The organism is Pseudomonas sp. PGPR N4 (genome assembly GCF_059693665.1).
This window is the reverse complement of sequence record NZ_JCAUKV010000002.1, coordinates 708,993-727,797: the sequence shown is the minus strand read 5'-3', so window position 1 is coordinate 727,797 and position 18,805 is coordinate 708,993. Positions and strand designations below refer to the sequence as shown.

Annotated in this window: 17 protein-coding genes; 10 read left to right on the top strand and 7 right to left on the bottom strand. The window is 59.8% G+C overall.

The window, feature by feature from the left end:
• Positions 1-264 precede the first annotated feature (264 nt).
• The 3 genes from AC58X1_RS12965 to AC58X1_RS12955 all read left to right on the top strand — a co-directional run bounded on the left by AC58X1_RS12965 (position 265) and on the right by AC58X1_RS12955 (position 3,046).
• On the top strand, positions 265-540 hold the full coding sequence (locus AC58X1_RS12965) for a metal/formaldehyde-sensitive transcriptional repressor (protein WP_150570303.1): 276 nt from the start codon (positions 265-267) through the stop codon (positions 538-540).
• Complete coding sequence (gene dmeF, locus AC58X1_RS12960; protein ID WP_497428946.1) at positions 537-1,496, top strand: CDF family Co(II)/Ni(II) efflux transporter DmeF; 960 nt, start codon at positions 537-539, stop codon at positions 1,494-1,496. The genes AC58X1_RS12965 and dmeF overlap by 4 nt, the downstream gene beginning before the upstream one ends.
• Before the next feature lie 257 nt (positions 1,497-1,753).
• Positions 1,754-3,046, top strand: coding sequence for a HEPN/Toprim-associated domain-containing protein (locus AC58X1_RS12955; protein WP_150570305.1), 1,293 nt, complete (start codon positions 1,754-1,756; stop codon positions 3,044-3,046).
• Positions 3,047-3,181: 135 nt separating this feature from the next.
• On the opposite strand, the gene AC58X1_RS12950 is transcribed toward AC58X1_RS12955, so the two are convergent.
• From AC58X1_RS12950 to AC58X1_RS12925, 6 genes are all read right to left on the bottom strand, one after another.
• A complete protein-coding gene (locus AC58X1_RS12950) occupies positions 3,182-3,865 on the bottom strand; it encodes a helix-turn-helix transcriptional regulator (protein ID WP_150570306.1) in 684 nt (227 codons plus the stop codon).
• Positions 3,866-3,989: 124 nt separating this feature from the next.
• Complete coding sequence (locus AC58X1_RS12945; RefSeq protein WP_150570307.1) at positions 3,990-5,054, bottom strand: DUF8838 domain-containing protein; 1,065 nt, start codon at positions 5,052-5,054, stop codon at positions 3,990-3,992.
• Positions 5,041-6,249: an SDR family oxidoreductase gene (locus AC58X1_RS12940; RefSeq protein ID WP_497428945.1), complete on the bottom strand. Its 1,209-nt coding sequence runs from the start codon at positions 6,247-6,249 to the stop codon at positions 5,041-5,043. Before AC58X1_RS12940 ends, AC58X1_RS12945 begins: the two co-directional genes overlap by 14 nt.
• On the bottom strand, positions 6,246-6,674 hold the full coding sequence (locus AC58X1_RS12935; RefSeq protein ID WP_497428944.1) for a hypothetical protein: 429 nt from the start codon (positions 6,672-6,674) through the stop codon (positions 6,246-6,248). The genes AC58X1_RS12940 and AC58X1_RS12935 overlap by 4 nt, the downstream gene beginning before the upstream one ends.
• Positions 6,675-6,698: 24 nt before the next feature.
• Positions 6,699-7,628, bottom strand: coding sequence for a permease (locus AC58X1_RS12930; RefSeq protein WP_497428943.1), 930 nt, complete (start codon positions 7,626-7,628; stop codon positions 6,699-6,701).
• Positions 7,629-7,668: 40 nt separating this feature from the next.
• Positions 7,669-8,517, bottom strand: a complete 849-nt coding sequence (locus AC58X1_RS12925) for a ferritin-like fold-containing protein (protein WP_497428942.1) — start codon at positions 8,515-8,517, stop codon at positions 7,669-7,671.
• Between the two features lie 180 nt (positions 8,518-8,697).
• Between AC58X1_RS12925 and AC58X1_RS12920 the strand changes: the two genes are divergently transcribed.
• The 7 genes from AC58X1_RS12920 (at position 8,698) to AC58X1_RS12890 (ending at position 18,319) form a co-directional block, all read left to right on the top strand.
• Complete coding sequence (locus AC58X1_RS12920; protein ID WP_497428941.1) at positions 8,698-9,558, top strand: phosphate ABC transporter substrate-binding protein; 861 nt, start codon at positions 8,698-8,700, stop codon at positions 9,556-9,558.
• A gap of 29 nt (positions 9,559-9,587) precedes the next feature.
• The gene (gene pstC, locus AC58X1_RS12915; RefSeq protein ID WP_497428940.1) at positions 9,588-10,481 is read left to right on the top strand and encodes a phosphate ABC transporter permease subunit PstC; all 894 of its coding nucleotides are present in this window, start codon (positions 9,588-9,590) and stop codon (positions 10,479-10,481) included.
• Positions 10,482-10,492: 11 nt separating this feature from the next.
• On the top strand, positions 10,493-11,347 hold the full coding sequence (gene pstA / locus AC58X1_RS12910; protein ID WP_497428939.1) for a phosphate ABC transporter permease PstA: 855 nt from the start codon (positions 10,493-10,495) through the stop codon (positions 11,345-11,347).
• Between the two features lie 2 nt (positions 11,348-11,349).
• On the top strand, positions 11,350-12,201 hold the full coding sequence (locus AC58X1_RS12905) for a phosphate ABC transporter ATP-binding protein (protein ID WP_497428938.1): 852 nt from the start codon (positions 11,350-11,352) through the stop codon (positions 12,199-12,201).
• Between the two features lie 188 nt (positions 12,202-12,389).
• The gene (locus tag AC58X1_RS12900; RefSeq protein ID WP_497428937.1) at positions 12,390-13,850 is read left to right on the top strand and encodes an AMP-binding protein; all 1,461 of its coding nucleotides are present in this window, start codon (positions 12,390-12,392) and stop codon (positions 13,848-13,850) included.
• Between the two features lie 83 nt (positions 13,851-13,933).
• Complete coding sequence (locus tag AC58X1_RS12895) at positions 13,934-17,065, top strand: outer membrane lipoprotein-sorting protein (protein ID WP_497428936.1); 3,132 nt, start codon at positions 13,934-13,936, stop codon at positions 17,063-17,065.
• A 9-nt stretch (positions 17,066-17,074) separates the two neighbouring features.
• Positions 17,075-18,319 carry a hypothetical protein gene (locus AC58X1_RS12890; RefSeq protein WP_497428935.1) on the top strand — a complete coding sequence of 415 codons (1,245 nt, stop codon included), beginning with the start codon at positions 17,075-17,077 and terminating at the stop codon, positions 18,317-18,319.
• Here the strand turns inward: AC58X1_RS12890 and arsN2 are convergent.
• Positions 18,284-18,778, bottom strand: a complete 495-nt coding sequence (gene arsN2 / locus AC58X1_RS12885; RefSeq protein ID WP_497428934.1) for an arsenic resistance N-acetyltransferase ArsN2 — start codon at positions 18,776-18,778, stop codon at positions 18,284-18,286. The genes AC58X1_RS12890 and arsN2 overlap by 36 nt on opposite strands.
• Between the last annotated feature and the right edge of the window lie 27 nt (positions 18,779-18,805).

The window sequence follows — 18,805 nt, the reverse complement described above, 5'->3', positions numbered from 1 at the left end:
GCTGTACTCGGTCTTCTCGGCCTGCTCGTCGCATGCGGCGATGCCGACTGAGGTATCGAACGATAGCGCGGGCCATGGCCACGCTCACGACTGACACCCCGGTTAGAGTAAAGGATGGCTCTATCTAACGCTCCTCCGGATGACGGCTGGTACGTTCGGCAGTCATCCCCCCCTGTCTCAAAAATCGCCTGCTGATTAATGGCCTCTTGTATAGGGGAGGGGGGTATGCCAATCTCAGCGCAAATATACATAGGGGGGGATGGTATGGGCCATCTTGCATCGAACAAAGAGGCGCTGCTCAAGCGCGTCAAACGCATTGCTGGGCAGATGCAGGCAATTGAAAAAGCCCTTCAGGAAGAAGAGGACTGCGCCAAGACCCTGCTACTGGTGGCATCGGCCCGTGGAGCGATGAATGGTTTGCTGGACGAGATCATCAAGGATCACGCCAGGGAGCACGTGGCTGCCCCGTCACTTACTGACGAAGAGCGCAGCAAGGGCGTGGAAGAACTCCTGGAAGCCATTCAGCGGTACTCAAAATGACTTCGGACATCCTAGGTATGAGCACGACAGCAACCACCCATGACCATGTTTTTCTCGGTGCCTCCCATGAAGAGAATGCGAAGCGCACGCTCTGGGTGGTGTTGCTGACCGTTGTGATGATGGTGGGCGAGATTGCCGCGGGCTACATAACCGGATCGATGGCCCTTCTCGCCGACGGCTTCCACATGGCCACACACGCTGGTGCGCTCGGCATCGCGGCCGCTGCATACGCATACGCCAAGCGACACGCTACCAACTCACGATTCAGTTTTGGTACGGGCAAGGTCGGTGATCTGGGTGGGTTTGCTTCGGCGCTGATTCTGGGACTCGTTGCCCTGGCAGTGGGTGCTGAGTCGGTCGTCCGCTTGTTCCAACCGAATGAAGTGCAATTCAGCATGGCGATTGGTATCGCGGTAGTTGGCTTGCTGGTGAACATCGTGAGTGCGTTGCTGCTGGGCCACGGCCACGGCCACGGCCACGGCCACGGCCACGACCACGACCACGACCACGACCACCACCACGATCATGGCCACGGGCACGGCGACAACAATCTGCGATCGGCCTATGTGCATGTGCTGGCCGATGCACTGACCTCGGTCCTGGCGATCGTCGCACTGCTGGCGGGCAAATACCTCGGTTGGGTCTGGCTCGACCCTGTGATGGGCATCGTCGGCGCCGTTGTTATTGGGCGCTGGTCTTGGAACCTGATGAAAGTGACTGCGGGCGTCCTTCTGGACAAAACTGATGATCATGTAGCGCAGGAAATCCGCGAGTTCATTGAGCAACCGGGTGACGTCCGCATTTGCGATCTGCACGTTTGGCGCGTAGGCCCCGACGCCCACGCAGCTATCGTCAGCGTTATTGGCAAACCCGACACCAGTGTTGAAAGTATTCGTGAGCGGCTGTTGCCGGTTCACGAAGTTCGGCACCTGACCGTCGAAATCCACCAAGCCTAATCCTGTGGAAGCGGGCCGCTGGGGCGGCCTGCACTCGCGCCACAATCCTGCCCCGCAGGTAACTCATCCATGGCTTCGCAGATCGAGAACCCTTGCATTTCACTCTGTCAGTTGAAGGGCGATATCTGAGTAAGCCAGAGGATGAAGTGCCCCGTAAACGCCTACGCTGGAGCGCGTACGGTTCGACACAATTAGGTTCGAAAAAACTGCCTCTAACAAGACAACCTTACAGAGCTAATTCGGGAACTGTGATCTGCATGAGCACACCAATCACGCTGTCTGTGGGCGATATTGATCTCACCTACAACACAGGTTTCATGGGCGTAGACCATGGCATGCTGTATCAGGATTGTGACCGTCGGTATCGTCGTCACCCCGGTATCAATTACAACTGCGCACACAGCGCCGAAGATCTTGAGCAACGAGAATCGTGTTTCTGCCGAACGCTCGGCTCCATGGTTTCGCGGCTGGAGCTGCTCGGTTACACGCTGGGGACGGTCAAATCGGAATATGAAATGCAGGTCTCGCTCGACGGCGAGCAATTCAACGACTATGACCCCCATGACCCGCGACCGGAGCGTTTAACGTTCGAGCAGTTTGTCGACTTCATCAAAATGCATGCCCTACGCGATCTTAAGAATGATTACGTAGAAGACTACGATGCCGCACATGCTCAGGGACGAGGCATTTTTGCCGGTGATCCAGCGGTCCCTCTCCTACCCAGTGGGGATTATGACCGAGATCACGGAGGGTATTCCGAGCGCAGCCATTTTGGCTCCCTAATCGGGTTCTTGAGCCCATATGCAGTCCTCCGAATTCTCGCAGAAAATCCCGCCAATCTGGACGAAGATGTCGTTTGGGACTACGGAAGCTTCGTCCATGCAGGGTGGGCTAAAAACGAGTATTTTGTGGCCAATGCGCGTCGAACTCAGACTTATCTGATTGCGACTGAGGGCACGTCTGATACCCACATCTTAAAACGCGCGTTATCGCTGTTGCGGCCAGATGTCGAGGATTTTTTCCGCTTTATCGACATAGAGGAGCGTCACCCCTTCTCCGGTACGGGTAACCTATCCAAATTCGCTGAAGGGTTGGTAAAGATCGACGTACACAATCGCGTGATTTTCCTATTCGACAATGATGCCGAAGGGATTGAGACCTACCGGAACCTGCTTGATCGCTTCAAATTCCCAGCGAATATGAGAGCGATGGTTCTACCTGATCTGGATGGATTACGTAATTTTCCGGCAAAAGGGCCGGGTGGGATTGCTAACGCTGATATCAACGGATGCGCCGCGGCTATCGAATGCTATCTAGACCTTAAGCTGGAGGGGCGTCCTCCTCCGCAGGTCACATGGACGAACTACAAAGAGTCATTGAAAATTTATCAGGGATCGCTCGACTTCAAGGACAGCTACGCCAAGGCATTTTACAACACGACCGCCGAAGCCATTCAGTCAGGCACCTATGATGCGAGTAAGCTCGAAATCTTGATATCAGCGCTTTTCCAACACTGCAGTGGCATAGCTGAGCAGATGCTCAAAGACTAACCTGTGATACAGATCGCGTGCTTATCTTCGACGGTGTGCCTCCTGATATTCGCTTATCAGGGCGGGCTTTGGAACCACTTAAGACGGCTAGATCTTGCCTGGCACCGATGAAAAGACCTTCAATGTTGAGGGAACTTAAATGGCAGCAGTCACACGTAGAGCTAACTCAGTTCGATTAGTCACCTTGGCTTTTCGAAAAAGCGCATGAATCTGATTGCGTACCGTATTTGGGCTCGAACCCAGCTGCCGGGCAATTTGCTTATTGCTTATTCCACTGGCTACTAGCTTCAATATTTCAAGCTCTCGGGCGGTGAACTGGTACCAGTCCAGCTCTTCAATTTCTTGGCTTGGCGGGGGCACGTAGGCAGGAGTTTCTGATGAGTGCAGACCGTTGGCTTGCCGCACCAGGTCAGCCACGATGACTTTGACGCGTTCTACGTCGCTCCAGCGCTTTGTGGAACTGATTACGGCGAACAGCAAGTGGCTCTCGCTGATCGGGGTCGCATCGATTGCGAAACGCCTGCCCAAGGTTGGTTCCTGCAGTAGCAGGCGGCGGCCTATGCAGGTGCATTTTCCTAGGTCGATCAATGATGGTGCTCGGACGGCAGCCCAGAGGGCTACGAGGGAAGCGCAATGGCTCTGCAGGGTTTCTGGTTCCTCATGGATTTCGCCCTGCATGAAGAGCAACTGCTCGAAGTGAACTGCCGGGCCATTTACCGAGGCGGTACCGACAGCAACGCAATCCACATCAAGGTCAGCCAAGGGTGGCGATTCTATGCTTTCAGCAAGCACTTCCCAGCCGTTTTTGACCTTTTCCATGTTCCGCTCTCCGTGCTGTCATAGCGCATCAGAAGCCTGAGGTCAGGCTCCTGATCAGCATATTTTTCACGATTATATGGAGAAACGGATACCTCCGCGACAAATGCCATTGATGGGGCTTGATCTAGCAACATCCACTTACAGATGAACAGCAGGCGGTCGCCTGGGCACCCTCAAACGGCAACAGTCCTTTAGTCACTTTCGGGTCCCTCAGTGCCGGTGTATTGCAGTCAAACAAAACCGCCTCGGCCAATGGCGGCTCGTTCACGCTGCGCAGCCCGAGGAAGGAGCCCTGATAAGGGGGCCTCATCATGAGGTCATAGGTTTTCGCACAGACCGCCACTCGCTCCCCGCGCTTATACACATGGTTATCGTCATCGCGGACTTCGCTCCAGGGGCCTCGGTACATGACGGCCTGACCGAGCTCCCAGCAAGGCCCTTGCTTTCCCTTATATGCCTGGACTGTGCACATCCGGATTTCCGCATCGCCGATCCTGTCGATAGCTTCCGCTGCCGTTGCCGACCAATGAAGGGTAATCCCGTGGAAGCCTGCACGTTCGAACGCGCTGATGACTGCTTGCTCAGATGGAATCCTTAGCGGCGCCCCAGCAGGTGCGGAGCGTACGGAGTGCAGCGAATTCAATAGCTCGTCACTCACCAGTACCGCGCAAAGGACGGACCCGCTGAGACTGAGCGCGCGGAAGGTTTCGGACATCAGTTGTTGCTCGCTTTCAGCACCGACACGGTTGAGAGCGAAGTCCATTACGATCCGGCTAGCCCATCCCGACTGGACGGCTGGAGAGCGCTCTATCCCAAAGCGCAGCTTTTCTTCCAGGGCTAGGTAGCCGTCGATGTCACGGAGTACCGCGCCTTGCAGTAACGTCTCTATCACACCAGCATCGCGGGACAGATCTGAGAGCGCCATCAGTCGAACTGCGCTAGCCTTGGCGACCAACGCCGTGCTTTTGCGCAGGCTCCGCGATTCGTTGTCGGCAATCAGCAGTTCACCGCTTAAGCCATCGGCACAAAGGGGGAGAAGGTCGGAGTAACCGCCGCCCCACCATAGCGTGCGGGGCGAATCTGTAACACTCGCATGGTGGTCGAGGTCTTTACTCACCAATGATGCGATATGCATCAACTCCCGCTGCCACGGCTCCAGCCTAATGGCTGCGGTATCAAGCATGTTCATTTGCGGCTATGTCCTGGGTGTCCAGATAATGACGGTACTCGGTGTGGGCGGGCAGAACCTCGCCGAAGCGTTCTAGATAGCGCTGAATGGGTTGTGATGATCGAACGAACCGGTCCTGGCACACCTTCAGTGTTTCCATCGTGGTTTCGGTGAAGTGCAATCCATGCTCGCGCAGGCTCCGCAGCCATTGGCGATCGAACGCCCATGGGTAGGCGCCGATTTCCAAGTTCGTCTGGGCGAAGGTCAGATAGCCGCGCTGGCGAATGTTGATGGCCTTGAGATCAACGTCTTTCAGGCTGTCGTAGAAGATCACCGTGTTGGGCCGGGTGACTTCGCAGAAGAGTCGCCAGAGGTCGCGCATGGACGGGCTAGTCTCGTCGTCTACAACCAGGTTGACGTACTCCCCCGCAGGTACCCAGCGGAAGATACTGGAGACACTGGCTTGGAACACGTCCTGATGCAGCAGGTTGAGTGCCTGGTCAGTGGCGACGGTGTGCAGCTCGGAGTGGTGCCGGTCCGACAGCAGTCGTTCGATGCCCATCCATTGTTGATACAGGCCGTAGCGCTTACCGCTGTAGCGTCCGTCCACCGAGCTGCCGATGACGATCGACGGGCGGACGACGAGGAACGGAATGCCGCATTCAGCTACAACCCGCTCGGCTGCGCGCTTAGTCAGGGTGTAATTGGTCGGGTCCTTCGGAGGCTCACTCAGCGAGGTTTCTGGTACTCGAGCACCGGAGTAGCCCGCCGAGTAGGCGGTGGATACGAAAATGAAGAAACTCACCCCCGCACGCTTGGCCGCGATAGCCAGCCTTTGGGTGAAGTCGACGTTCATCGCTTGGAGGGCGTCGTTGTCGAAGTAGTCCAGGCACCCGGCGCAGTGAACGATAGTGTCCACCTTGCCCGCGCGCAGGGTGTTTTCCAGCAGCTCTACCGTGGCAGTTTCGGCGCCTTGCCAGTGAACCGTCGTGATCTGGCCGGAAAAATCGTCCGGGTTTTTGCTCAGGGCGAGTAGCTCTCGCTGGACTTCTTCCGGAATGCTGCCGGTTTGCACTTCACGACGGGATGGCAAGACCAGATGATCCGCCCATCCATCGCTGAGCATTTGGGCGGCCATTAGGGCTCCCAAAAAGCCGGTACCGCCAGTTAGGAAAACACGCCCTCCATGGCGTGCGGTCTGCAGAGGCGTATTCATCGGGCTCCTCCGCTCGCCACGCTGGGCGCCGTGGAGTTGGGCAATGCGTCCTGGATCATTGCTTGATCGGGAACCCCGCCGTAGGACATCAGCTTCTGGTCCACGATAACGATCGGGAATGCACTCAGGCCGTGGGCCATGAATAGCTCGGAGACCTGCTGGGCTAGTGCCCCTTCTGCTGCATTTAGCTCGGAGGTAATTTTCGGCAGGATGGTTTGTGCTTTCGTCACGGTGACAGTCAGCACCGGCCAATCGAGCTTGACCGCAGCCAGAGCTGCCTGTGCGGCTTTCTCGATCTGTTCATCGACCTCATTGGTACCTGGCATGCAGCAACTGGCGGAGAGCACTACTACAGCTTCGTTGCCCAGTGCGCGTTTGACCTGGGCGATATCTGCGTCCGAGGCTTTGTTGAAGAAACCGAACATGTCTTGTCCCTCTTGATTGAGTGGTTACAGCACGAGAGTGACGGCCAAGCCCAGCGCCAAAGCGCAGAGAACGACGGTCAGGGTGTGGGCTATCACCAACGGGAGTCTGAAAAGCCTGAACAGCAGCATCACTTCGGGCGGGCTGGTGCCTATCGCTGCGACCAGGAAAGTCACAAGCGGCCCGACTGGGAAGCCCTTCTCGATCAACGCGAAACCGATAGGCAGTGCAGCGATCGGGGAGATGTAGAGGGGCACGCCCACCAGTGCGCAGGCGAGGTAGAGCCAGGCGGCCGGCCAACGATCGACAAGCCCCATCAGCATGTCCTTCGGCACTGCGCCATAGATCAGGCCGCCGATTAGCAGGCCGACCAGCAGGTACGGCGCGACGGTGCGCAGTTCCTGTTTGGCGGCCAGCCAGGCGAAGCGGCTTGCCGGTTGCCAGCCCGGCCAGGCCGCGACTTTCTGCCCCAGGAAGGTTGCGCTGCTCTGTGGTGCCGGGGTGATGGTGACGTGCCTGGCCATCCCCAGGCGGCCTGCGATCACGCCGGCCGCCGAAGTCAGGGCGAGGCCGGCGATGATGAACACCGCCCCAGGAATGAATCCGACGGTCAGGAACAGCAGGATGAAGACGCCTTCGTTGACCACCGGGGACGCCACCAGAAAGGCGAAGCTCGGAACGAAACCCACCCCCGCCCTCAGCATGCCGCTCAGTACGGGAATGGTTGAGCACGAGCAGAACGGGGTGATCACGCCGCCCACGCTGGCGGCAAAAGCTGAACGCCAGCCAGATGAGCCAAGTAGCGAGCCTTGGGTCGCCTGAAAGGGCATCTTCTGCTGCAGCATAACCACGGACCAGGTGACCAGCAGGAAAAGCCCAATGAGCAGGGCACCATCCATGAGCAGGAACTCGAAGAAGGCGCGAACACCCTGCGCTAAGGTCGTGTTATCGGACATACAAGCTCCGCCGGTACTGATGGGCGGACTGGAACAACGCTTAGGCGTTGGCCAGCCCTGCGTTCAAGGACGGGGTACCGCCGTAGGACTGCATCGACTCGATCAAGGCGGCGGTTACCACCGGGTCGAAGTCGGCCTTGTCGAGGGTCTCAACATAGGTGTCCAGTGCCTCGATGCGGATTTCGTCAATGTCAGTTTTCAGGTCGCCCAGCGTGAGAGCACCACAATCGATATTCAGGCGATCACAGAGGAAGTGGCAGCTAGTGCTCACCATGCTGAAAAGCTCTGGCATGACGCGATGGTGTGCCCACTTGAGGCTTTCGTGGACGCCTTCAGGGTCTTTGGCAATTAGGCTGCGAATACGCGCCAGGCCGATTTCCAAGTGCTCCAGCTCGTCGTCGAGGATCTTGTTCGCCAGTGCTGCGGTATCCGGGTCGCCCTGACGCACCAAGGTGCGGTACAGCACGATGGCCATGGTTTCGGTCATCAGGTCCTGGATCACCAGGCAGGCCGCCAAGTCCTTGTTTTGTACGGCGGTGCTGAAGTGCCGGCGGATGTTGAACCACTGCGGTTCGACGATCTCGCGCATGACGTTGTAGTCGTGGCGCTTGCCCAGGCTGGCCAGCATCTGGATGTGTTTGGACTCTTCGTGAGCCTGCTTGACGGTCTCGATCTTGCTCTCGGTATCCGGCATCAGCGGGACCATTTCCGAGTAGTTCTCGACCGCCATGATCTCGCCTGCGATCGCGTTCGAGGCGATGTAAGCCAGCAGGTTGAAGTAGCCGTCGCTCTTGTTGTGCTCGGTGCCGAGCACTTCGCGGCGGCTGACGGAGCGAAGGTCGATCGGGGCGTGCGAAGTTGGCTGATTGCCGGCAGATGCTTCTTGCATTTCTTATCCTCCCATTAGGCTTCAAGGGCAGTCCCTTGCCGCGGGAATTGTCGGGAGGATGATGGCGCGCGGCCATAGTACATAGCTTCTATTCAAACCAGGTTCATTGACCCCTACTCTGGGTCAGATAACGACGCAGCGGTCATCTGGTGCGTTTCATGGAAGAGGCTGGGGTACAAAATGAAAACAAGAACCTGGGCAGCCCGGCACATTGGTGTGCCTGCGCTGTGGATGCTGGGGGCGATGCTCTGCCTGTCCGGCTGCAATCGCGAGGCAGAGCCGAAAGCGGAGACTAAGTCGATACGCGTCAGCGTCGTCGGTGCCAGCACTATCGCGCCACTGATCAGCGAGCTGGCCAAGGCCTACGAGCAAGAGCATCCGGGCGTTCGCATCGAGGTGCAGGCGGGCGGAAGTGCGCGAGGCATCATGGATGTGCGCAGCGGTACCGCCGTACTTGGCATGGTGTCTCGCGACCTCAAGCCCGATGAGCAGGACCTTGAGCATGCTCTGATCGCCAAGGACGGTCTTGGCATGATCGTAAACAAGAGCAACTCGATTGCAGGGCTGAGCAAGGAGCAGGTCATCGGTATCTATACCGGCCAAATCACCAACTGGAAGGAAGTGGGTGGTGACGATGCACCGATCACTGTGGTGAGCAAGGCGGAAGGCCGCTCCACGCTGGAGATCTTCAGCAGTTTCTTCGGCATTCCCTACAAGGACATCAAGGCCCACGTCATCATCGGCGACAACCAGCAAGGCATTCAGACCGTTGCCGGATCTCCTGCCGCTGTGGGCTATGTCTCCATCGGCTCGGCTGAATACGAAGCTGGGCAAGGTGCAGCCATTCGCCTGATCCCAATGGGCGACCAAGTTCCTTCGACCGCTTCCGTGGCCTCGGGGCAGTACGCGATCAGCCGTGACCTGAACCTGGTCTACAAGACGCCGCTGAATGAGCAGGTCCAGGACTTCGTGGCCTATGCGCAATCGAAGCAGGCCGAGGACTTCGTCACGCGGATGTACTTCATCCCGGTCGTGAAATAACGGCCGGCGTTGCTGGCCAGGGCCGCTTCATGACACTACCTATCGTTGAGTCGATCTCACCGCCGCCGTCGGCGCTGCGCGGATGGGCGTTCTGGTCGGCAATGACCATGCTGGCCTTGCTCGGGGCGGCGATCGTGTTCTTGATCGTCGCGTTTCTCCTGGGTGAGGCGCTCCCCTTGATCAGCAAGGGAGGCTTCACCCGGTTCTTCACCGACGAAGGCTGGTGGCCGAGGGATGCCAGTTTCAATATGACGCCGATGGTCGTGGCCAGCCTCTACCTGACGGTCGGGGCGCTGCTTGTGGCGACGCCGTTGAGCCTGGCGATATCGCTGGTCACCACGTTCAAGGCACCCACCGGGCTGGCGCGGTTGATGCGTAATCTGGTGGAACTCAGTGCGGCGGTGCCGACGGTGGTCTACGGCCTCTGGGGCGTGAGTGCCATCGTGCCGATCATCAACCAGTGGAGCCCTCCCGGAGCCAGCCTGCTGGCCGGTGTCCTGGTGGTGGCCCTGATGATCATTCCGACCATTACCGTCCTGACCCAATCAGCCATCCAGACGGTACCGTTCGCCTATGTGCAGGGCGCTGCGGCACTGGGTGTTTCCGAGAATCAGACCCTGCTGCGCATTGTCGTGCCGGCGGCGAGGCAAGGCATTTTCTCTGCCATGGTACTCGGCGCGGCCAGGGCCATCGGGGAAACCATGGTGGTCCTAATGGTCTGCGGCAATATCGTGCAGGTCCCTACTTCGTTGTTCGCGCCCGTACGGGCGCTGACGGCCAACATCGCTCTGGAGATGCCCTACGCCATGGGCGATCACCGGGCTTCGCTGTTTGTGGCTGGCTTGCTGATGTTGCTGCTTGTCAGCGTGCTGGTGGCAGCAGGCGAGTGGGTTGGCCGACGTCAACGGGAGATGGGGGTATGAGGCGGATCCCCTTGGCCCGACTCAAGGAGTTGGCCTGGACGGCATTGCTCTACGGCCTGGCGCTCGGGGCGATCTCAATGCTGCTGTGGCCGTTGCTGACGGTGTTCGGCAAGGGCGTTCAGGTTCTGAGTTGGGAGTTTCTATCGTCCAGTCCAGTGGATGCGGGCCGTGGCGGCGGTATTGCGCCGATTCTGGTTTCGACGCTAGGCATCGTGCTAGTCAGCCTGGCGGCCGCGCTGCCGCTGTCGTTCGGTGTAGCGGTGATGCTGACCGAAGGTTTCAAGCCAGGCGGCTGGCCAGCAACGGTTGTGCGCTGCAGCCTCGACATCTTGGCCGGCGTACCGTCCGTGGTGTTCGGGCTCTTCGGTCTCAGCCTGTTCTGTCGTCAGTTGGGGTTGGGCTATTCCATTCTGGCCGGAGGCCTGACCCTAGCCTGCATGATCCTTCCAACCCTAGCCCGCTCGCTGGCGTTTTCGCTGGAAGCGGCGGCCATGGCTCATCGCGCGGGTGGCGCGGCACTCGGGTTGTCTCGGCAAGCCGTGCTGTTGCGGGTGATGGTGCCGGTGGCGCTACCGGGCATTTGCGCCGGGATCGTGTTGGCGCTGACCAGAGCACTGGCGGAAACGGCGGTATTGCTGTTCACCAGCGGTTATTCGGACCGGATGCCGGAGTCACTGCTCGACTCGGGGCGCAGTGTCTCGGTGCATATCTACGATCTGGCCACCAACGTACCCGGCGGCACGCCGAACGCCTATGGATCGGCCCTCGCGCTTCTTCTGCTCCTGGCACTGCTCAGTTTCGCAGTGCATGCCCTGACCCGGTGGATGCAGCGGCGCATGACTGGCACAACGACAGGGAGTTATTGACGATGACCAACAAGACCGGGGCGGCAACGCTCGAATCCTCGGTGCGAGCCATCCCCAGCGTCGCTGGCACCGTTACGCACCTGAATACCGCAGCCGAAGGGTATATCGAGATTCAGGACCTGTCGGTGAGCTATGGCAAGCGGGTGGTGGTCGAGGGGGTGAACCTGCGGGTACCGCGAAACTCGGTCACGGCCCTGATCGGTCCTTCCGGCTGCGGTAAGTCCAGCTTGCTGCACTGCCTGAACCGCCTCAACGACCTGGTTCCCGAGTGCTCGGTATCAGGTTCGATCAGCTTCAGCTGGATGGATGACAAGCGCCTGTTGAAGGACCCGACCCAGTTGCGCCGCCAGGTCGGGATGCTGTTCCAGCGGCCCAATCCGTTTCCCTTCTCCATTCGCAAGAACCTTGAGTTCGCGCTGCGGCAGCATGGAATCAAGGCGCGGGACGAGATCGATGCGCGGATCGAGGCCGCGCTCAAAGAGGTGGGCCTGTGGGATGAGGTACATGATCGCCTCGATGGCCCGGCGCTGGCGCTGTCTGGCGGGCAGCAGCAGCGCTTGTGCCTGGCCAGGGCGCTGGTACTCGGGCCCGAGGTGCTGCTGATGGACGAGCCCTGCAGCGCCCTCGACCCTATCTCGACGCAAACCATCGAGGCGCTCATCTCAAGCCTGTCCCAGCGGCGAACCATCGTTCTGGTCACCCACAGCCTGAGTCAGGCCCGCCGGGTTGCCGATCAGGTGGCGGTGTTCTGGAAGGTCGAGGGCGTGGGAAGGCTGATCGAGTGCGGCAAAGCGCGGGAGGTATTCGAGCGGCCCCGTCATGAACTGACTCAGGCCTATCTGCAATTCGCCTGAACCGAGCAGTTGGCGTGGCAGGGCGCCATGGTACATCGGTTCCATTGTGGGCAAAGCGCGGCGATTTCTACCATGGCCGCATGAACACTATCTCTGCTAATCCCGTGCAATACCCGACCGCGAGAGTGAAAACTCTCCCGCTCCATATCCATGATGTGCTCAAGCATGCGGCAAGGGTGCACGCCGCAGTGAAAGTAACGTCCATCGCTCTCGACGGCGCTGTCGAACGCCAGAACTACGCGGATCTTGCCGATACCGCTCGTGATTGCGCCGCGCAACTCCATGCCCTCGGGTTCCGGCCAGGTGATGCGCTCGTCAGCTTTGGCCTGAGCTCGCTCGATCAGATGGCCTGGCTCTACGGGGCACTCGACCAAGGAGTGGTCACTCACCTGCTGAACCCCCAGCATAGCCCCGAAGACTTGGGGCTCTTCCTGCAACGGATACGTCCGAAACTGATGCTGCATGACGCCGCTACGGCCGGCGTGGTTCAGGCTTTTCACGGGCTGCTGCCAGGATCTGCGGTGCGGGCGATGACTCATCGCAATGCCGAGGGGGCTGTCGGCTATGTGTCGGCACAGTTTCCGGAGGACACCCTTTCCCATGTTTGTTACTCGTCCGGCACCACCGGCACGCCGAAAGTCGTCGAGTACACGCACCGTTCGACGCTGCTGCACACCTGGGCTTGCGCCTTGCCGGACGCGATGGGCCTGACCGGCGCCGACCGGGTCATGCCGCTGATGCAAAACTTCCATGCCAGCGCATGGGGCGCTCCGTTCGTATGCCCGATGGTGGGCGCCGAGCTGATCCTGGTTCCACCAACCCGTGATCCGGCCCAATGGTTCCAGTGGGTCGAAGAACATCGGGTCACCGTGCTGGGCGCAGTATCGGCTCACTGGCTGGCGCTTGCTCGCTACATGCAAGCCACAGGGCAACGTTTCAGCACCCTGCGCCGGACTGTGGTTGGGGGAACTCGCCTGCCGTTCGAGGTGGCGCATTTCATTCAGGAGCAACTGGGTGTCGAGGTGTGTCACGCCTGGGGCATGACCGAGACCTCGCCGCTGGCCACCATCGAACGGTTCGATAGCAGCGCGGCTGCGCTGGGACATGGCCAGCCTGTATTCGGCATCGAGCTGGCGGTACGAGGTGATGACGCGGCGTGCGTGGCCGAAGGCGCCGGCGAACTCATGGTACGGGGACACTGGGTAGCCGTTGGCGCCGAGCAGGACGATTGGCTGGCGACCGGCGACTTCGCAACCCTTCAGGCCGATGCGCGGCTCGATGTCAGCGATCGGCTGAGCGACTCGCTGCTGGTCGGTGGGACGCCCCTCAGTTCTGCCCTGGTCGAGTACCGGGCCAGACTGGTACCGGGTGTCGCGGACGCGGCTCTGGTGATCTGCGAGACAGGAAGCGGTCGCAGCGTACTGGCCTGGGTCGCGGCTCCCGATGCCGAGCCCACCACCGTTGTTGCTGAACTGCAGACGGCCCTGGCGCAAGCCTTCGATGGCTGGTGCCCGACTCAGTGCACCGTCGTGGATGCGTTCCCTTATACCGCCTCGGCGAAGGTCCAGAAACACATCCTCAAAGCACAAATCGCTCCCCAGAACGAAAGCGATGTTGCCCCAACCCTTCCTTCACGTGCTGATGCCTGACCATGACGCAAATATCGAAAACCGCAGCGGTAGATTCTGTTCATACGAGCGGGCTGAAGAGCTCGCTGCCCCTGGAACGGTACGTGACGTGGGTGGTGGACCATCGGCGGTGGGTTATCGCCATCGTGCTGGTGCTGTCGGCGTTCTTTGCGTTCTTTGCCGCCAAACAGCAGGTCATCATCAACCCGGCTGCCGTGGTACCGCAGAGCCACCCATACATCAAGGCGACCAATACTATCGAGAAGATCTTCGGCTCGAAGTACCTGGTGGTGATCGGTCTGACACCGACCCAGGGCGACGCCCTGCAGCCCCAAGTGCTGGAGGCGGTGAAGCGCATCACCGACAAGCTCTATGCGGCTCCGTCGGTCACTAAGCAGACGCTGCTCAGCCTGTCATCGCGGCAGGCCAAGAGTATCCGCGGCAACGCTGACGGTTTTGAGGCCAAACCGCTGCTGGGTGACCAGTTGCCGTCCAGCGCGGCGCAAATCGAGGAGCTGAAGGCGGCGATCAACGCCAACCCGGTGTACCGGGACACGGTGATCTCCAGTGACTGGCGCACCGCTACGATCATGCTGGAGCTCAAGGAGAACCCTAACGGCTTCGGCGCAATGCTGTCCGATGTTCGCCAGATCCTGAGCCAGGAGAATACGCCGGGCATCGAGATATCCCTGAGTGGCAACCCGGTATTCCTGCATCAGGCTGAAGTCTTCGCCGACCGGATCAACTGGCTGTTCCCGATCGCGGTACTGGTCATCGGCCTGCTGCACTACGAAGCGTTCCGGACTCGCCAGGGGCTTGTTCTGCCGCTGGTGACGGCGCTGCTGTCGGTAGTCTGGGGCGTGGGGATCATGGGGTTGATGAAGGTGCCAATGGACATCTTCAACTCGCCGACGCCGATCCTGATCCTTGCCGTTGCGGCAGGGCACGCGGTGCAGTTGCTCAAGCGCTACTACGAACGCTTCATCGAGCTTGTGAATGGTCAGCAGATGGACCCTGTGGTGGCCAACCGGTTGGCGACGATTCAGTCGCTGGCGGCTGTGGGCCCAGTGCTGGTGATCGCTGGCGGTGTGGCGGCCCTCGGGTTCTTTTCGCTGGTGGTGTTCGAGCTGGAAACCGTACGGGCATTCGGCATCTTCACCGGCATCGGCATCTTGGCGGCCGTGCTCCTGGAGTTCACCTTTACCCCGGCAGTGCGGGCCGGACTGAAGCCCCCATCGGCCGCGCAGATAGATACTGAAACCAAGCCTCGAATCTGGGATCGCCTCAGCGCCCGAATTGCTCACCTGGTGGTGACACCGCGCAGCCGGCACTGGATTCTCGGCGGTTTTGTGGTGCTGATCGGCGTGGCGGTCGCCGGCTGGCCGCTGGTGCATGTGGATAATTCCAGCAAGAGCTTCTTCTCGGACTCGCTGCCCCTGCAACGCGATGACAATCTGCTGAACACCCAAACCGGTGGGACCAACGTGCTCTATGTGATGGTCGACACCGGCGAAGCGGACGGGGTGAAGGACCCACGCGTACTGGATGCGATCCGCTACCTGCAGGCGGACGCGGCGAAGCGTCCGATCGTGGGCAAGACGCTGTCCATCGACGATTTCCTCCAGCGCATGCACGAAGCAGCGTCGGGTGACACGGGGGCAGCCATGCCGCTTCCCAATGACCGCGAGCTGATTGCTCAGTACCTGTTCCTCTACTCGATGTCAGGGGATCCGGAGGACTTCTCGGCCCACGTCGATTACGACTACCGGCGGGCAAAGATCGCGATCATGTTGCGTACCAACAGCAACGCCGAGATCGATCACCTGGTCAACGACCTGCGCCAGGTCGCGAGCGAGCATTTCCCCAGCAATGTCACTGTGTCGTTCGGCGGTGAGGTCGCGCAGACCCTAGCGGTCACCGATGTGATGGTGCACAGCAAGCTGCTCAACATCGTCCAGATCCTCGGCGTGATCTTTGCGGTGTCGGTGATCGCGTTCCGCTCGGTGATCGCCGGCCTGCTGGTGCTGTCGCCGCTGCTGGTGGTGTTGTCGCTGGTGTTTGGCGTCATGGGCTATTTCGGCGTGCCTCTGAACATCCCCAACTCACTGATCTCGGCCATGGCGGTTGGTATCGGCGCCGACTACGCGATCTACCTCATCTACCGCATCAGCGAATACACGGCCCAGGGCAAGGCGTTGCCCAAGGCGGTGGAAATGGCGATGAAAACCGCCGGCAAGGCCTGCCTGTTCGTCGCCACCGCCGTGGCCGGGGGTTATGCCGTCCTTATGTTCTCCTACGACTACAAGGTTCATATGTGGCTTTCTACCTTTATCGTGCTGGCGATGCTGGCGAGCGTTCTTGCAACCCTGACCCTGATCCCGAGTGCCATCCTGGCCTTCAAACCTGGTTTCATCTTCCAGCGCCGTTCCGGTGACCGTGGCGCCGTACTGCTGATCATCCTGGCGGCCATCGGCTTCCTGACGTATTCCCAGGTCGGCTGGTCTGCGGAACTGGAGGCGAAAGAGATCATGGAGCGCAACGCGGTGGTCACCCGCTTCAGCACCTCCAAGGCCAATGCCGAGTTTGTGCTGCAGACCCAGGACGGCAGCCAGCGGATCCGTAAGTCCAACATGGCCTCAAAGCTTCAGGACAACGGGCAGGACACCATGCGCCTGGTGCGCTTCGAAGCACCGGCGGATATTCGCGGGACCACGACCTTGCTGGTCGAGCGGACTGCCCAGGACGACGAGATGTGGGTGTACCTGCCGGCGATGAAGCGTGTCCGCCGCTTGGTGGCTTCGAACAAGAAGGACAGTTTCATCGGAACCGACTTCAGCTACGGCGACGTGATGGGGCACAAGGTCAGTGACTGGAAGCACACCCTGGTCAGGCAGGAGACCCGTGATGGCGTCGAGCATTACGTCATCGAGTCGCTGCCCGCCGAGGACAGCGTGCGCACCAACTCCGGCTACGCGAAGCGCATGACCTGGATCCGCAAGGACAACTTCGCTACCACCTATGTGGAAGCGGCCGACGTCAGCGGGGCGCCATACAAGCAGTTCTCCTTCACCGATATCCAACTGGTGGATGCCGCCAACGGCAAGTGGCAGCCGATGAAGACCGAGGGCAAGAACCTCCAGAGCGGTCACACCACTTCCATCACCTTCTCCAACTTCAAGGTGGGTGAGGCGCTGAGCGACAGCCTCTTCTCGGCTAACAACATGGCTTCGCGCTAAGGAGAGGACATGAGCGGGTCTTTTTCCCCCGGCTGGTGGGCTGGCGCCGTCGTGCCCTTGGTTTTCTCGGTGGGCGCCTTCGCCGACGTGCCTGAAGTCACCGGTGAAGTCGCGGCAGGGGTTTGGTCATCGAACAGGATGCTGGATGACCGTCACACGATTTCGTCCAATCGCGCCAAGCTCAAACTCGACTGGCAAGCCAGCGAGAGCCTGGCTTTCAGCAGCGAGGTCTGGGCCCTGTCGTCCCCCGAGCGGTTGGACGGCAGACGGGAGGATGCAGGGGTCAACGAGTTGTATGTGAAAAGCAGTGACACGCTGTGCGCCCCTGCGCTGGGCAAGAAGCTGGTGATGTGGGGCCGGGCCGATGGGATCAACCCTACCGACCAGGTGTCTCCCAGCAACTATAGGCGCCTGACCCCGGAGACCACGGACCAGCGTACAGGCAACTGGGGGCTGCATCTGGACTGCGCTGCCGGTGTGGGGAAGCTGCAGGTCCATGTGCTCGACCGGTTCCGCTTTAATGAGGTACCTCTGGAAGAGACGCCTGGCGTAACCTTCCGCGAGCAGGACCCGGATGTTCGTCCAACGGTGGCCGTGAAGTACGACGTATTGGGTTCGGACGCGGACTGGTCGATCAGCGTGATCGATGGTCATGACCTGTTCCCTACCTTCGCAGTGCGTAGTGCCACGCCGGCTGGCGTGACCCTCGGCCAGCATGCAACCCGCATGCGTCTGATTGGAAGCGACTTCACGATCGTTCGTGGCGAGATGGCCTATCGGGGAGAGATCGCCTGGGTGGACTTCGAGCAATCGTCGGACCCGACGGTAGCACGCCGGCAGCCCTACACTTCGGCAATCGGCGGGGCCGAGTGGTACATCGGGGATCGAGAAACCGTATCGTTGCAGGGCTTCTGGCGGCATTTGCGCTCGGTGTCGACTATCGCCAACGATCCCCTTATGGCTCAAGTGCAAGAAGCTCAGGCTCTGATCAGCAACGAACTTGATCGGGACCAGTATGGACTGACACTCCGCTACGCAAGGCCGTTGTTCGACTCCAAGGCGGATCTCGATCTGTTCGCGGTGTGGACCGAACCCCGCAATGATTGGATGCTTCGGGGCCGCCTCAAGTACGCCATCACTGACTCATGGCGGGTCAGCACAGGGTTCGACATCTTTCGGGGGCCGCAGGACTCGTTTCTGGGACACCTGAGAACGAACTCACTGACGTTCGTGGAGGCGAGTTACCTGTGGTGACACCGAGTTCATGTCGCCAAGCTCCTTCACCATGTAGACCGCAGACGTCGGGCAGAGGCTGTTGAACTCTTCCGAACTGGAAATTGCCTTTGGGGCTTGGGATCGGTCTCTGTGCTCATATCCCCGAGCCTCGAAGAAGTCGGGTGCTGTTGTGGTCAGCAGATGAAGGCTCTGGGCTCCGTCAGCTTCCGCTATTCGCTCAAGTGCTCTGAGCAGCAGTGTACCGATCCCTGACTTTCGCTGGGCCGGTACGACAACCAGTGAGCGAATCAGACGAGTCCGACCACTTCCTTCAATGCCCCCGTATCCCAGCTCCGTTTCTCCCCGATGAAAGGAATAGAACATTCGGTCGGGCTGCAAAAGGTCTTGGGTCGGCAAGCCCGCTGCAGTCAGATGCGCAGCCAGGCCTTGGATTTGATCGGTACCAAGCAATCGGACAGAGATATCAGACTGGTTCATTGGGGACTCTGGGGATGGTATCGACGG

Bases quoted from the DNA above. Each gene is read 5' to 3' on its own strand.
- AC58X1_RS12965 (WP_150570303.1), top strand. From the start codon at position 265: ATGGGCCATCTTGCATCGAACAAAGAGGCGCTGCTCAAGCGCGTCAAA.
- arsN2 (WP_497428934.1), bottom strand. From the start codon at position 18,778: ATGAACCAGTCTGATATCTCTGTCCGATTGCTTGGTACCGATCAAATC.
- dmeF (WP_497428946.1), top strand. From the start codon at position 537: ATGACTTCGGACATCCTAGGTATGAGCACGACAGCAACCACCCATGAC.
- AC58X1_RS12950 (WP_150570306.1), bottom strand. From the start codon at position 3,865: ATGGAAAAGGTCAAAAACGGCTGGGAAGTGCTTGCTGAAAGCATAGAA.
- AC58X1_RS12890 (WP_497428935.1), top strand. From the start codon at position 17,075: ATGAGCGGGTCTTTTTCCCCCGGCTGGTGGGCTGGCGCCGTCGTGCCC.
- AC58X1_RS12935 (WP_497428944.1), bottom strand. From the start codon at position 6,674: ATGTTCGGTTTCTTCAACAAAGCCTCGGACGCAGATATCGCCCAGGTC.
- AC58X1_RS12920 (WP_497428941.1), top strand. From the start codon at position 8,698: ATGAAAACAAGAACCTGGGCAGCCCGGCACATTGGTGTGCCTGCGCTG.
- AC58X1_RS12940 (WP_497428945.1), bottom strand. From the start codon at position 6,249: ATGAATACGCCTCTGCAGACCGCACGCCATGGAGGGCGTGTTTTCCTA.
- AC58X1_RS12930 (WP_497428943.1), bottom strand. From the start codon at position 7,628: ATGTCCGATAACACGACCTTAGCGCAGGGTGTTCGCGCCTTCTTCGAG.
- AC58X1_RS12925 (WP_497428942.1), bottom strand. From the start codon at position 8,517: ATGCAAGAAGCATCTGCCGGCAATCAGCCAACTTCGCACGCCCCGATC.
- AC58X1_RS12955 (WP_150570305.1), top strand. From the start codon at position 1,754: ATGAGCACACCAATCACGCTGTCTGTGGGCGATATTGATCTCACCTAC.
- pstC (WP_497428940.1), top strand. From the start codon at position 9,588: ATGACACTACCTATCGTTGAGTCGATCTCACCGCCGCCGTCGGCGCTG.
- AC58X1_RS12905 (WP_497428938.1), top strand. From the start codon at position 11,350: ATGACCAACAAGACCGGGGCGGCAACGCTCGAATCCTCGGTGCGAGCC.
- AC58X1_RS12945 (WP_150570307.1), bottom strand. From the start codon at position 5,054: ATGAACATGCTTGATACCGCAGCCATTAGGCTGGAGCCGTGGCAGCGG.